Origin of the sequence: Pseudoduganella aquatica (assembly GCF_009857595.1) — a bacterium.
GTDB classification, from domain to species: Bacteria; Pseudomonadota; Gammaproteobacteria; order Burkholderiales; family Burkholderiaceae_D; genus Rugamonas; species Rugamonas aquatica_A.
In genome coordinates, this window is record NZ_WWCU01000031.1 from 62,799 (window position 1) to 75,805 (window position 13,007).

The 13,007-nt window shown below is 67.9% G+C and carries 9 protein-coding genes; 3 read left to right on the forward strand and 6 right to left on the reverse strand.

The window, feature by feature from the left end; genetic code table 11:
* Positions 1-49: 49 nt before the first annotated feature.
* The 4 genes from GTP77_RS22345 to GTP77_RS22360 are packed head-to-tail and all read right to left on the reverse strand — an operon-like array spanning position 50 to position 6,690.
* On the reverse strand, positions 50-1,210 hold the full coding sequence (locus tag GTP77_RS22345; RefSeq protein ID WP_161074361.1) for a DUF3322 domain-containing protein: 1,161 nt from the start codon (positions 1,208-1,210) through the stop codon (positions 50-52).
* Positions 1,207-4,602 (reverse strand): ATP-binding protein, encoded by a 3,396-nt coding sequence (locus GTP77_RS22350; protein ID WP_161074362.1) that lies wholly within the window; start codon positions 4,600-4,602, stop codon positions 1,207-1,209. Before GTP77_RS22350 ends, GTP77_RS22345 begins: the two co-directional genes overlap by 4 nt.
* A complete protein-coding gene (locus GTP77_RS22355; RefSeq protein WP_161074363.1) occupies positions 4,595-5,233 on the reverse strand; it encodes a DUF4194 domain-containing protein in 639 nt (212 codons plus the stop codon). The genes GTP77_RS22350 and GTP77_RS22355 overlap by 8 nt, the downstream gene beginning before the upstream one ends.
* Positions 5,234-5,235: 2 nt before the next feature.
* Positions 5,236-6,690, reverse strand: coding sequence for a DUF3375 domain-containing protein (locus tag GTP77_RS22360; protein ID WP_161074364.1), 1,455 nt, complete (start codon positions 6,688-6,690; stop codon positions 5,236-5,238).
* A 176-nt stretch (positions 6,691-6,866) separates the two neighbouring features.
* On the opposite strand from GTP77_RS22360, the gene tssF reads away from it, so the two are divergent.
* From tssF to GTP77_RS22375, 3 genes are all read left to right on the forward strand, one after another.
* Positions 6,867-8,708, forward strand: coding sequence for a type VI secretion system baseplate subunit TssF (tssF, locus tag GTP77_RS22365; protein ID WP_161074365.1), 1,842 nt, complete (start codon positions 6,867-6,869; stop codon positions 8,706-8,708).
* Positions 8,672-9,688, forward strand: coding sequence for a type VI secretion system baseplate subunit TssG (gene tssG / locus GTP77_RS22370; RefSeq protein WP_161074366.1), 1,017 nt, complete (start codon positions 8,672-8,674; stop codon positions 9,686-9,688). The genes tssF and tssG overlap by 37 nt, the downstream gene beginning before the upstream one ends.
* A 95-nt stretch (positions 9,689-9,783) precedes the next feature.
* Positions 9,784-10,713 carry a hypothetical protein gene (locus GTP77_RS22375; RefSeq protein WP_161074367.1) on the forward strand — a complete coding sequence of 310 codons (930 nt, stop codon included), beginning with the start codon at positions 9,784-9,786 and terminating at the stop codon, positions 10,711-10,713.
* A gap of 2 nt (positions 10,714-10,715) precedes the next feature.
* On the opposite strand, the gene GTP77_RS22380 is transcribed toward GTP77_RS22375, so the two are convergent.
* Together GTP77_RS22380 and GTP77_RS30375 are read right to left on the reverse strand one after the other, a co-directional pair.
* Entirely contained in the window at positions 10,716-12,740 is a 2,025-nt protein-coding gene (locus tag GTP77_RS22380) for a TonB C-terminal domain-containing protein (RefSeq protein WP_161074368.1), read from the reverse strand.
* A gap of 64 nt (positions 12,741-12,804) precedes the next feature.
* Positions 12,805-13,007 (reverse strand): hypothetical protein (locus GTP77_RS30375; RefSeq protein ID WP_223149384.1); only part of this gene is annotated, 203 nt, incomplete at its 5' end.

Genomic DNA, 13,007 nt, shown 5'->3' on the forward strand with positions numbered 1-13,007 from the left:
TAGGGCGGGTTAGCGCAGCGTAACCCGCCAAGCTCCGCCTGCGTCCTCATTATCCGCGCAATGTCCGCTCCAGCCACGCATAAGCGATCCGCTCCTGCTCCAGCCGCAAGCCCGGCTGGATGCGGTTGTCGCGCAGGTCGTCATACAGCATGCGCTCGGCCGCGTCGAGCCGGGGCAGGTCGTGCCTGACCTGGTCGGCCTCCGTTCCCCACGCCCCCTGGTGCGCCAGCAGGGTAGCGCGGTCCATCAGCAGTGATGCCGCATGGGGAAAGCGGCCGCGCAGTTGATCCAGGATCGCAAAGCCGTGCGTGTCGATGTCGCCCCAGTAGCGCAGCGCGCAGCGTTCCAGCCAGCGCGCCTGCGCCAGCGCGTCCCAGCCGTAGCCCGCGCCGAACACCACCAGGCTTCCTGGCGCCGGCGGGAATGCGAGGAAGTTGATTTCGTTTTCGGTAATGAACACCTGCCGCGCCGGTGGCGCCAGGGCGGCGAAACTGGCTGCGTCCAGCGTGACGTCGGCCTGGCGCGTCCCCGGCAGGATGGCGAGCGCATCGTCCAGCACGCGGAAGCGGATGCGCGCCGGCTTGTCGCGGAAACCGTAGCGCAGGTTGAACTGGCCCGCGCCCGTGGCCTCCGTCTTGATGGCCTCCGCTGGCAGCACCATCTCCAGCAGCTCGCCCAGCGTGCCCCGGTGCCCCTCGATGAATTTGCTGTGCACGCCGGGAATGTCGATCTGGCGCAGATACAGGCCGCAGCGCGGATGCGCGCACGCCCAGTCCACCACGTCCAGCAGCTGCGGCCAGGCCCCAGCCAGCTCCAGCGCGCGCAGCGGCCTGCGAGCCAGCCAAGGCAGCAGCGCGGGCCGGCGCGCCGCCGTGGCGGCGCACAGCGCCCGGTAGCGCTCGGCCTCGCGCCGCTTGCCGATCCAGGCCAGCGCCGAGTCCAGGCTGTCGACCCATGCCGTGTGCGGCACCGCGTTGGCGCCCAGCACACGATGCGCCACTTGGCGCAGCTCGATGCGGCAATGGGGCATGGCCTGCAGCTCCGCGATCCAGGCGCGCACGCTGTCGAAGCGCTGCGCCAGTTCGTCGGAGCTCGGCCCTTTCAGCGCCAGGCGGCGCGGAAACGCCGCCTCGCCGGCCGCCAGCAACTCGCCTTTGTCCCACAGCTTCTGCACCTGCGCGCGCAGGTCGGCCGGGCGGGTCCAGTTCATCGCGCCGGCCCCGCCTTGCCTTCCTGCTCCGCCTTCTCGGCGCGGTATGCCTCGATGCTGAGGTTGCGCAGCCTGGAGTCGCGCCCCTGCTCGTTGTGCACGAAACCGACCGAGGCCACGTGCGGCTCGATGATGTGGATTTTTTGCAGCGGCGTGACGATCAGCAGCTGCAGATTGAGCTGGGCGAACAGCTTCAGGCCGTACTGCGCCGACTCGTCCGAGCCGCGTCCGAAGGCCTCGTCGATCACCACGAAACGGAACGAGCGCGAACGCACCGCGCCCCATTCCAGCCCGAACTGGTAGGCCAGGCTGGCGGCCAGGATGGTGTAAGCCAGTTTTTCCTTCTGGCCGCCGGACTTGCCGCCGGAGTCGGAATAGTGCTCGTACTCGGCGCCGTCGTGCCGCCAGCGCTCGCTGGCGCCGAACAGGAACCAGCTGCGCACGTCGGTCACCTTGGCGGTCCAGCGCCGGTCCAGCTCCGTCAGCCCGTCGCGTCCCCGGAAGCGGTCGATGATGGCCTTCACCTGCACGAACTTGGCCTCGGAATACTGGCTGTCCTCCGAGCCCGTCAGCGCGCCCTCGGTGCAGGCCCGCAGCTCGCTCTGGAAGTCGCGGATCTCGGCGTCCGGGCTGGGCTGCGATTCGAGCACGATGTAGCGGCCGGCGTTGTAGTCGATCTGCGTCAGCGAACCGTTGATGTGGGCGATGCGCTCCTTGATGGTTTCGCGCTCGCGCGCCAGCTGCGCGCTGAAGTTGGCGATTTCGTTGATGGTGTTGATGTTCAGCAGTTCCTTGAAGCGCGCCTCGAAACGGGGCAGGTCGTCGCGCCCGAGCTGGTCCAGCAGCTTGCGGTACTCGTGGTCCGCCTCCACGCTGGCGTCGAACTCGCTGGTCTCCAGCTTGAACTCGTCCTTGAAGCCCATCATGGCCTGGATGATGCGGTCGCGCAGGCGCTTGAGCGCCTTGTCCTCGGCGTCGATACGGTCCTGCAGCCAGCCGCGCGCGTCCTGTTCGCGGTTATCGCACGACTCCACCGTGAGCTGGTGCTCGCCCAGCGCCGCCTGGCGTATCGCCTCCAGCTCGGCGCCGGCCGCCGCCAGCTGCGCGGCGTCGGCCGCGCCGTGCGCGGCTTGCGCCTGGCTGCGCAGCTCCTCGGCCGCCTGATGCCTGTTCTCGACCGCCCCGCCTTCCCTGGCTTTCGCCTGCAGCGCCGCCTCGGTGTCGGCCAGCTCCCGCTGCAGCTGGACCAGCTGCGCGTTGAGCTGGCGCAGCGTGTCGGAGGCCGCTTCGAGCCGGCGGTACTCGTCGCGCAGGCGTTCGATGCCGGCCGCCAGCCCGGCCCAGTCCAGTTCGCGGAAGTCGGTGAACTCCTCCAGCCGCGACAGCGCATCGATGCGCCGCTGCGCGGCGCGCCGCGCTTCCTGCAGCGCGCTGATGCGGGCGCCCACCGCGCCCAGGCGCAGTTCCAGCTGGCGCACCTTGTCCTCCAGCGCGGCGATTTTGGCGGCGTTGGACCAGCCCAGCACATACAGGCTGCGGTCGTCGATGCGGCGCCGGTCGTCCTTCTCGTGCCGGCCGGTGGGATCCTTCAACTGGCCGGCACGGGTGATGGCGCGCGCTTCGCGCCGGAACTGCTCCTGCGTGGCGCAGCAGGCCACGTCGTAGCGGTGCGCCAGTTCGCGCTCCATCCAGTCGAAGTAGGGCGAATCGGGCTTGACCGACAGTTTGCGCACCAGCGAGTCGCGGTGCAGTTCGGGCAGCGCGCCGGCGCGCGCCTGGCGCACGTGGAAATACACCAGGCGCCCGCGCAGCTGGCTGCGGTCCACCCACTCGGCCACCGCCTGGTAGTGCCGGTCCGGCACCAGCAGCGACAGGCCGAAACCGCGCAGCAGGCGCTCGGCCGCGCCCTCCCATTCGCGCTCGTCCTGGCGCACCTGCAGCAGCTCGCCGGCGAAAGGCATGTCCTCCTCGTCCAGCTCCAGCGCCTGGCACAGCGCGGCGCGGATGCGCACCTGCTGGTCGTCGATATTGCTGCGTCGCGACTTCAGGCTGGCCACGTCCGCCAGCAGCGCGCTGCGCTCCTCCATGCCCTGGCGGAAGCCGAAGTCCTGTTCGCGCTCGGCGTTTTCGGCATCGGCCGCCTGCGCGCGGGCTTGCTCGGCCAGCTCGGCGAACTGGCGGCGCTGCGCCAGGAAGGCCGTCTCGTCGCCGGCCGGCTGCGCGTCCGCCAGCGCGGCCAGGCGCGCATAGCGCTGCGCCTTGTCGTGGCGCGCGCCGCGCTCCTGGTCCTTCTGCTGGATTTCCGCCGCCAGCCGCTCCAGCCGGTCGCCGCCGTTGTCCGCCACCGCGCGTTTCAGTTCGTCGACCTGGATGTGCTGCGCGTCGCGCCGCTCCTGCAAGCGCTTGTGCTGCGCCTCCACGCGCTCCCACTCCTCGCGCAGCTTGGCCAGGCGGTGGTCCAGCAGGCCCAGTTTCAGGCCCGCGAAATAGGGGCGCAGCAGCTCGCGGCAGGCGCGCATGGCGTCCACCTGTTGCGCCAGGCCGCCATGACGGTCGCAGTCGGCCACCATGGGCTCGAGCAGCGCCACCTGGCGCTTGGCCTTCAGCACCGCCTCGTGCGCGCGGTTCAGGTCGTCGAAGTGGCCGATCAGCGCGGACAGGCGCGGCGCCACGTCGAACGGCTCCAGCATGTGGCTGCGCACGAAGTCCGTCAGGTTGCCGACCGATTTCATCGACACGGTCTGGTGGAACAGCTCCAGCGCCTGCTCGTTGTCGATGCCGAAGCGGCGCCGGAACCAGGCCCCGTATTTCGGAAAGCTGTCCTCGATCTCGGCGCCCAGGCCGCGCAGCTTCTTGCGCAGCTGCGCGATGTCGGTGCCGAACTGCGAGAAGTCGGCGGCGATCGACAGATCGCGCTCGGCGCCGACGAAGAAGCGCGCCGGCTGGCCCTGCGCGTCCTTCATCCAGAACACCTGCGCCAGCGTGACGGTCTGCTTGTAGCCGGCGTTGTGGAACACGCCCAGGATCACCGAATAGCTGTTGTGGCCGCGCAGGTTGACCGGCTTGGACGCGCCGGTGGCCTCGTTGCGCTCGGACTTGTAGCTGCCCAGCACATAGGAGCGCAGCGAGCGTTCCTTGCTGTCCGCACCGGCCGCCTTGTTGTAGGCGATGCGGTTGGCCGGCACCAGCAGCGTGGTCACGGCGTCCACCAGGGTGGACTTGCCGGAGCCGATGTCGCCGGTCAGCAGCGCGTTGCGCCCGTCCAGCTGCATGCTCCACACGCGCTGGTCGAAGGTGCCCCAGTTGAACACCTCCAGCCGCACCAGGCGGAAGCCGGACAGGGTGTCGTCGCTCATGAACTCCAGGTCCATGCTGGCGGTGTCGTTATGCATCGCCGCCCTCCGCGCCACCCTGCAGCTGCAAACGGTAGGCGTCCAGGCGCGCGTCGAACTCCGCCAGCCACTGCGCGTCCACGAAGGCCTTCAGGATGCGCCGCACTTCGTAGCTGGGCGGGCCGCCGCTGGCCTTGAGCTTGCGCAGGAAGCCCATCTCGTCGATCTTGTTGGCGTGGGTCTCGATCTGGTCGACGATGCGGGTCTCGTTGCTGCCTGCCGGCAGGAACACCCGCACCAGCTCCGCCAGCTCGTCGCGCGACAGCACCAGGCGCGTGCCGCCGCCGCTGGCGTCGAACTCGGCCAGTTTCTTGCGCAGCAGCGCAAGCAGCAGGCTGACCGGGAAGGACAGCGGGCGGCGCGCCACCAGCCGCGGCATCCTGGCCGCCGCCTCGTCGCCCTCGCTCGCGCCGCGCGCGCGCAGGAAAGCGTAGCCCTCGGCCTCGTCCAGCACCAGCTCGAGCTGCAGCACCGCCACGTAGTCGCGTACGCGCGCCTGCAACTGGAGCAGGGCGCTCCACAGGCGCTCGTCGCCCTCGCGGTACAGCACCCCCTTGAGCAGCGCGATGGCCAGCGCGGACAGCTCGTCCTGCGGCGCGGCGGCCGGGGCCGCGTTGATGTCGTGTTCCATGTCTACCTTATAAAAATCACGCGCGGCAGGTGTGCGCGCCGCAGCGCCGGCGCGCCGTCGGCGTCCACGCCCTGCCATGCAATCTGTTCCGGCGTGTCCTCGTCGACCACCGTCTTGAACGACTCGCCGGCCAGCTGCAGGTAGGTCACCAGTTCGGCCAGGCCGTGCTGCAGCGGATAGCGCTCGGCCAGCTGCTTCAGCGTCACCTGGCTGTGCTCCTGCAGCGCGTGGCGCACGTTGCGCGCCATTTGCGCTTTGTCGATCACGATCTGCGCGTACAGGGCGGCCGCGTCCACGTCCGCCGCGCCCGCTTCCAGCGCGATGTTGGTGAAGACCGGCTTGACGGACGGGGTGTGCAGCGGCCGCTCCATCGGCAGCTCGATCTCGGCCGCCGGCTCGGCGATCTCCATCACCGCGCCCGGCGGCGGCGCCTCGCGCAGCGCCAGCGCCTTGGCCTCGATGCCGTGCAGGATCTCCATGATGCGGCGGTTCTCCAGCCAGGCCCGGTCGTCCAGGAAGCGGCGCAGCTGCTGCGACAGCTGCGCCACGGTGCGCTGGGTATGCTCGCCGGCCTCCAGCCAGTCGTAGTGCACGCGCCGCGTGCGCGGGTCCGGTTTCAGATCGGCCACCGGCGGCAGCGCCAGCACGCGTTCCAGCAGCGCCGACAGTTCGTCCTGGCGGCGGCTCGACATCAGGAAGTCCCAGAAGGCGCGGAAGCTGCGGCCCTGGTCGGAGTCGGCGATGGCGTCGCGCTCGCCCATGATCTGCTCCAGCAGCGCGCCCTTGGCGCCGTCCCACAGCGCGATGCGCTCGCGCACGTTGCGGTCGAGTAGGCGGAAATTGTGCTCCACCTCGCGGAAGTCGGTCAGCAGCTCGCGCGCGATCTGGGTGAACTGCTGGAAGCGCTCCTTCAGCGCGGTGTCGTCCAGCAGCGGCACGTCGCCGCCCAGCACCTGCGCGATCTCGATGTCGATCTCGTCGCGCCGCCGGCGCAGTTCCGCCACCCGCAGCGCGGGGTCGGTCTCGCTGCCCTCGCTCATCTGCTTGAGCAGGTCGAACAGGGTGAGCAGGCGCGACTCGGTGCCGACGAAGCTGCGCGCCGACAGGGTGGCCAGCCAGGCGATCGCCTTCTCGGTGGCGGGCGTCAGGTCGAACTGCGCCTCGTCCGAGCCCTGGCGGTAGAACTTGCGCAGCCAGCCCTTGTCGGTGGCGGCCCAATCGTTCAGGTACTCCAGCGGCGCCTTGGGAAAGGCGTCCGCTCCCAGCTGCTGGCGCAGCGCGTACAGCTCGTCGTCCAGCGCCTCGGCCAGGTCGGCCGCCGCCATCACGCGCACGTTCGGCGCCACGAACACGCGGTGCAGGAAGCTTGCCACCAGCGGCGCGTGGTCCGAGCGCAGCAGGCGCCAGGCCGGATGGCGCGCGCGCAGCGCGTCTAGGGTGGCAAAGTCGAGTGTCATGGCGTGCGGGCTGGCGGAGGAGCCATTATGATACTGGAAGTGCCCCGCCATGAACACTTGCTTGCGCATACCGCGAGGATGAATATGCCGCACTGGGCCAATCTATTGCGCTGCATCAACACTGCAGGCGCCGCAGTATGACACCATCGCTGAACCTCCACGCAAGGGATCCGACGATGGAAAAACTGCTGCCGTATTTTGAACGCGAACTGGGCATGCTGCGCCGCGCCAGCCACGACTTCGCCGAGCGCTACCCCAAGCTCGCCGGCAGCCTGCTGATGAACGGCGAAACCTGCGCCGACCCGCACGTCGAGCGCCTGATCCAGTCCGTGGCCCTGCTCAACGCCCGCACCGCCAAGCGCCTCGACGACGACTACGCCGGCTTCACCGAAGCGCTGCTCGGCGTGCTCTACCCGCACTATCTGCGCCCCATCCCGTCCTGCTCCATCGTCCGCTTCGACAACAGCACCGTGGCGCGCGGCGCCGCAAGCAGCGCCGTCATCCCGCGCGGCACCGCGCTCAAATCCCTGGGCAGCACCGCTCCGGGCTGCAAATTCCGCACCGCCTACGACGTGGCCGTGGCCCCGGTGCAGATCAGCACCGCGCGCTTCGACACCTTTATCCACGCACCGTCGTCGCTGCCGCTGCCGCCCGACATCACCGCCGCCATCCGCATCACCATCGCCTGCACCGTGCCCAACCGCAGCCTGGCCGAAATGCGCCTGCCGGTGCTGCGCGTGTATCTCGACGGCGAAGCGTCGCTGCGCGCCACCCTGCGCGATACGCTGTTCATGCGCACCTCCTGCGCCTGCATAGAAACGGAAGGACAATGGCGCATGCTGGAGCGGATACCCGTGCGCCCCGCCGGCTTCGATGACGCCGACGCGCTGCTGCCCTTCGGCCCTGCCGAGCAGCCCGCCTACCGCCTGCTCAGCGAATACTTCGCCTACCCCGAAAAATTCGACTTCATCGACATCGACCTGGCCGACCTGCTGCGCCACGCCGCCCCCGGCTGCGCCAACGTCACGCTGCACCTGGCGCTCAACGGCCTGCGCGGCGACTCCAGCGCCGCCCGCGTGCTGCGCACGCTCACGCCGGACAACCTGCTGCTCTCCTGCACGCCTATCGTCAACCTGTTCCGCCACATCGCCTCGCCTATCCGGATCACGCACACCCGCAGCAGCTACCCCCTGCTGCCGGATGCACTGCCGGCCCAGGCCTGCGAGGTCTACAGCGTGGACTCCGTGCACCTGCTCCAGCGCGCCGGATCGAGGGACAGCATCAGTACCGAGTTCGTGCCTTACTACTCCCTGCGGCACGGCGAATCGTCCAACGGAAAAGGGCACTACTGGATAGTGCGGCGCGACGAAGAACTGGCCAACGGCCGCCAGGCCCACGAATATTCGCTCGCCCTGATAGACCGCGACTTCGACCCGCTCAAAGCCGAATCCGGCACCGCCTCCATCGGTATCACCTGCACCAACCGTGACCTGCCGCACGAATTGCAAGGCGGCCTGCCCGGCGGCGACCTGGCCTCCGAATCCACGGCAGGCAACGTGCCGATACGGCTGCTGCGCAAGCCCACGCGCTCCCAGCGCCTCACGTCCGCGCGCGGCGCTCAGTGGGGGCTGGTGTCGCACCTGTCGCTCAACCACCGCGCCCTGACGCAGCAAGGCCTGCCCGCATTCACCGCCATGCTGCGCCTGTACGCCATGCGTGACAGCGCCATCTCCCAGCGCCAGATCGACGGCATCACCGGTCTGGCCCACAAGCTGGGCACCGCCTGGCTGCAGCGCGGCGCGGGCCTGGCCTGCCTGCACGGCGTGGACATCCGCATCACGTTCGACGAGCAGGCCTACGCGGGCACCGGCATCCACATCTTCGCGCAGATGCTGGACAACCTGCTTGGCATGTATGCCCATCTGAACAGCTACACCCAGCTCACCATCGTTTCGCACGCCACCGGAAAGGAGCTGCTGCAATGCGCACCCCGCAACGGCAGCCTGCCGCTGGCCTGACTGGTTTGATCGGCGCGTTGCTGGCCGCGCCGCAGCGCTTCGACTTCTTCCAGGCCGTGCGCCTGCTCGAGCAATGGCTGGACACCGCATCACCGTCCAGCGAGTCGCAGTCCGGCATGCCGTCGCTGCGCTACCGCAACCGCCTGTCGCTGGCCTTCCCGCCCGGCGAAATCAGCCGCATAGACGAAGCCGGCGACCACCTCGACATCACGCCCGCCTTTATGGGCCTGCTCGGCAGCAGCGGCACGCTGCCGCACCACTACACTGAGCGCATCGCCGCGCACGAACAGCGCGAAGACGACGACGGCCCGCGCGCCTTCCTCGACATGCTGTCCCACCGCGCGCTCGCCATGTTCTGCACAGCCTGGGCCATGCACCGCCCCGAATGCATGCAGGATGCCGGCGGCGGTGATGGCTACCTGGCCAAGCTGCTGCAGCTCTCCGGCGCGCAACCTCCGCCGGACTGCGTCATCGGACGCGAAAGCTTCGCCCGCTACGCCATGCAGATCCGCAGCCGCACCGTCTCGCACGACGTAATGACAGGCATGCTCACCGAATACTTCGGCGTGCCTGCCAAGGTTGAGCCGCTGGTGGGTGTGTGGGAAGCCCTGCCCGCGCCGCAGCAGGCGCAGCTCGGCCGTAGCCACTGCTGCCTGCGCAAAGGCGTGCTGCTCGGCGAACGCATCCACCGCTGCGACACGCGCGCCCGCATCCGCATCGGCCCTTTGTCGAAGGCGGACTTTGAGCGCTTTCTCCTCCATGGATCCGGCGCCGCTGCCCTGCAAGGCATGCTCGCCATGTTCTGCACAGTCGGCATCGCCTTCGAAATCCGCCTGCTGCTGCGCGCCGCAGATGCCCGTGGCTTCTCCCTGCACCCCAGCGAGCAGGAAGGCGGCGCCCGCCTCGGCGTCAACGCCTTCCTGCTCGGCGCTCCATCCGCGCACGACCGCGAAGACGCCAGTTATTTGCTCACGCCATGACGCTGCGGCTTTGCGGCATATCAATTCGTTCCATCCTCCCCGGACCTAGAATGCAATTCCACCCTGTACGCCCAGCCGCTACGAGGCCATAGACCATGCCCAGCCCCAGCACCAAACCCGGCGCCAAGCTTGACCGCGCCCGCCAGGAGTTCGAAATCCTGCTTGCCAAACTGGCGGAAGCCCGCCGTATGCACGCGCGCTGGGAAGCCAGCGCTGTGCGGCTGCGCGAGCTGGGGCGGCGCACCCTGGAGCCACTGGAGGAACAGTTCAATGTCTACGCGCGCCAGTTGATCAAGGTGTTCGACCAAGCCTACGGCCACAGCACCTTGAACGATTCCGAACGGGTTGCTATCGCCGAATCCATCTGCACCCTGGCCAACCGCATGCTGAACACCAGCGGCGACAACGAAATCCAGCAGTTCTTTGACCGCTACAGCAGCAGCGAATACGGGGTGAACCGCATGCATTTCGGACCGGTGCTGCGCGAAATAGGCGATATGCTGCTGGCAGACACCTACCCGATGTCCTTGTCCTGGAACGAGGAAGAAGACCAGGAGCAGGCGGAAGAACTTCACGCCAAGCTTGTGCGCGTCATCCTTACCATGCCGCCGGAGCAGCAGCCGGCGCTGCTCGAGCAGGCCGACGCAGGGTACATCAACGGCGACCCTGTTGCGCTACGGGTGCTCGAAATAGAAATGGAGCAGGGCAGGCGGCCCGGTTCCGCGCACCTCGGCCGCAAGCAGATCGAGCAAAGCATCGAGGCACTTGAAGACTACCTGATTGACGTGGAATTCGACACGGTCGGCATCCAGTTCTCGCTGATGGTGAAGCTCAACCTGCCCGCCACCACGCAGCTGACCGAATACGTAGCTCGCCAATGCGTGCGCATGCAAAAACACCTGCTCGAGCACCAGCTGGAAAACATCGCCTGCGACGTGGCCGACTTCCGCGACATCGCCAAGCTGAAAGCCTGGCTCAAGGAAAAGCAGCGCAACACGGAAAGCGCCGCGCCCACCCATCACTAGCCTTACTGCAGGCGAATGGCCGTATCGAACACCCAGGTGCGACGAATCTCGATCACATCATACTGGCGCGCCACGGTTGGCGGGAACGCACCGTAGGGCGCCTGGCTGGCCACCACGCGCCGTATCGCCTCGTCGATGGCCGGCACGCCGCTGGAGACCACGAACGTCACCTTCTCCACCGAGCCGTCCGCGCGGATGGCTACCGTGACCGTGGGTTGGGTGTGAGGCTGCTTCACCACTTCACGGACCATGTCGAAGGTCATGTTCAATTCGATCTTCTTGCTCATGGCTTCCGCGTACAGCACCAGGTCGGGATTCGGATCGGCGCGGCCGTAGAGCCATCCGCGACGCAGACCGCTTGCCGTAGGCAGCAGCGAGCGGGAAGGGCGGTTCTGCGCGTCGCGCTGCGCCGCCTCCGCGTCGAGCTGCTTGCCGATCGCGCGCAGCCGCTCCTCGCGCTGCGCCTCCCGCTCCGCCTTGTCGCGCAACGCCTGCTCCTGTTTCGCCGCCACCTGGCGCGCCGCTTCCTGCCTTGCCGCCTCCTGACGCCCCGCTTCCAGCTTAGTCACCTCCTGCCGCGCTGCTTCTTGTCGCGCCGCTTCCTGTCTCGTCGCTTCTTGCCGTGCCGCTTCTTGTCTAGCCGCCTCCAGCTTTGTCGCCTCTTGCCGCGCTGCCTCCTGTCGGGCCGCTTCCTGTCTTGTCGCTTCTTGCCGTGCTGCCTCCTGCCGCACCGCCTCCCGCTTCATGGCATCCTGCCGCGCCGCTTCTTGCCTGATTGCGTCCTGCCGTGCGGCTTCCTGCCGGATGGCCTCCTGTCGCGCCGCTTCCTGCCTGAGAGACTCCTGCCTTGCAGCCTCTTGCCGCACCGCCTCCTGTTTCGCGGCGTTCTGCCTCGCCGCCTCTTGCTTGAGTGCGTCCTGCCGTGCGGCTTCTTGCCTGAGTGCTTCCTGTCGCGCTTCTTCCTGCTTGAGTGCTTCTTGCCGCGTGACCTCCTGCCTTATGGCCTCTTGCCGCGCTGCCTCCTGCCGTGCCGCCTCCTGTTTCAATGCGCTCTGCCTAGTCATCTCTTGCTTGAGCGCGTCCTGCCGTGCGGCTTCCTGCCTGAGCGCCTCCTGCCGCGCAGTCTCCTGCTTTGCCGCCTCCTGGCGCCCCATCTCCTGTTTTACTGCATCCTGCCGTGCAGCCTGCTGCTTGATTGCGTCTTGCCGCGCCGCTTCCATCTGGCTCTGGGTCTGACGCGCCTTCTCATCCTGTCTTGCCTGCTCCTGGCGCAGTGCTTCCCGGCGCAATTCCTCCTGGCGGACAAGCGCCTGGCGCTCAGCCGCCAAGCGTGCTGCTTCGGCGCGTTCCCGCTCCAGCCGTGCAGCCTCCTGCCTCGCCTTCTCGTCCTGTCTTGCCAGCTCCTGCTGCAGCGCCTCCCGACGCAGCGTCTCCTGCCTGGCAAGCTCCAACCGCTCGGCCGCCAGCCGCGCCGCTTCGTTCCTGGCTGCCTGCTCAAGCGCCCGATCCCGCGCCTCCTGCTCGACCTGCTTCTGCGCCGCCTCGCCCCCCACATCCGGCGCCGGAACGTCGCTCCCCTGAACCGGCAGGTTGCGCTCCAGGGAGGTAGCCGGCGCTCTGGCGGCCGGCGCATTCGGCGCGATAGGCAAGTTGACGTCGGGTCTGGTCCAAGCCGTCATTCCCGGCGCCTGCGGCTGCGAAGAAGCAGTCTCCGTGACAGGCACCGGCTCGGAGGTTGATGGCAATATTGCCGCTGCCGGTCCCGCATCCCCCTTGCCCGCCAACCCGGCGTCTTCCGGCCCAGATAGAGGCACAGGCAAAGGATCCGCCGGCGGCGCCGGCATCAGCAGAATGCGCAAATCACTGGCATCCACACGCCTATCCTTCCAGGGAAAGTTAAGCCCCGGAAGCCCAAACGTCTGCCCGCCAAAAGTGATGCTCAACAGCGCCGCATGCACGAGCAAGGAGAGCAGCAGCGCATTGCTCAAGCGCCAGCGGTCACGCTGAATGACGCCCGCCGTTCTCAAGCCAGAAATCCTTCACGCAGCGATCCCAGGCCGCACAAAACCACTCTACTTTTAATCTGCGCAATCAAAGCCATTGCATCGCCCGGAACGGAATGTTGATAAATTCAACACAGCCTATCACAAGCGCACACGCTTGCTTAGCCTTACGTTGCGCCCGCTCAAAGTAGCGTTGCCAAAGCAGTGCCATCATCGCCGAACCCCTAGCCCCCGAGGAGCCCCAGTGGAAAGCGATCTGCTCGACTTCCTGGTCCAGCCCAAGGACCTCAT

Bases quoted from the DNA above. Each gene is read 5' to 3' on its own strand.
- GTP77_RS22355 (WP_161074363.1), bottom strand. From the start codon at position 5,233: ATGGAACACGACATCAACGCGGCCCCGGCCGCCGCGCCGCAGGACGAG.
- GTP77_RS22375 (WP_161074367.1), top strand. From the start codon at position 9,784: ATGCCCAGCCCCAGCACCAAACCCGGCGCCAAGCTTGACCGCGCCCGC.
- GTP77_RS22360 (WP_161074364.1), bottom strand. From the start codon at position 6,690: ATGACACTCGACTTTGCCACCCTAGACGCGCTGCGCGCGCGCCATCCG.
- GTP77_RS22350 (WP_161074362.1), bottom strand. From the start codon at position 4,602: ATGCATAACGACACCGCCAGCATGGACCTGGAGTTCATGAGCGACGAC.
- tssF (WP_161074365.1), top strand. From the start codon at position 6,867: ATGGAAAAACTGCTGCCGTATTTTGAACGCGAACTGGGCATGCTGCGC.
- tssG (WP_161074366.1), top strand. From the start codon at position 8,672: ATGCGCACCCCGCAACGGCAGCCTGCCGCTGGCCTGACTGGTTTGATC.
- GTP77_RS22345 (WP_161074361.1), bottom strand. From the start codon at position 1,210: ATGAACTGGACCCGCCCGGCCGACCTGCGCGCGCAGGTGCAGAAGCTG.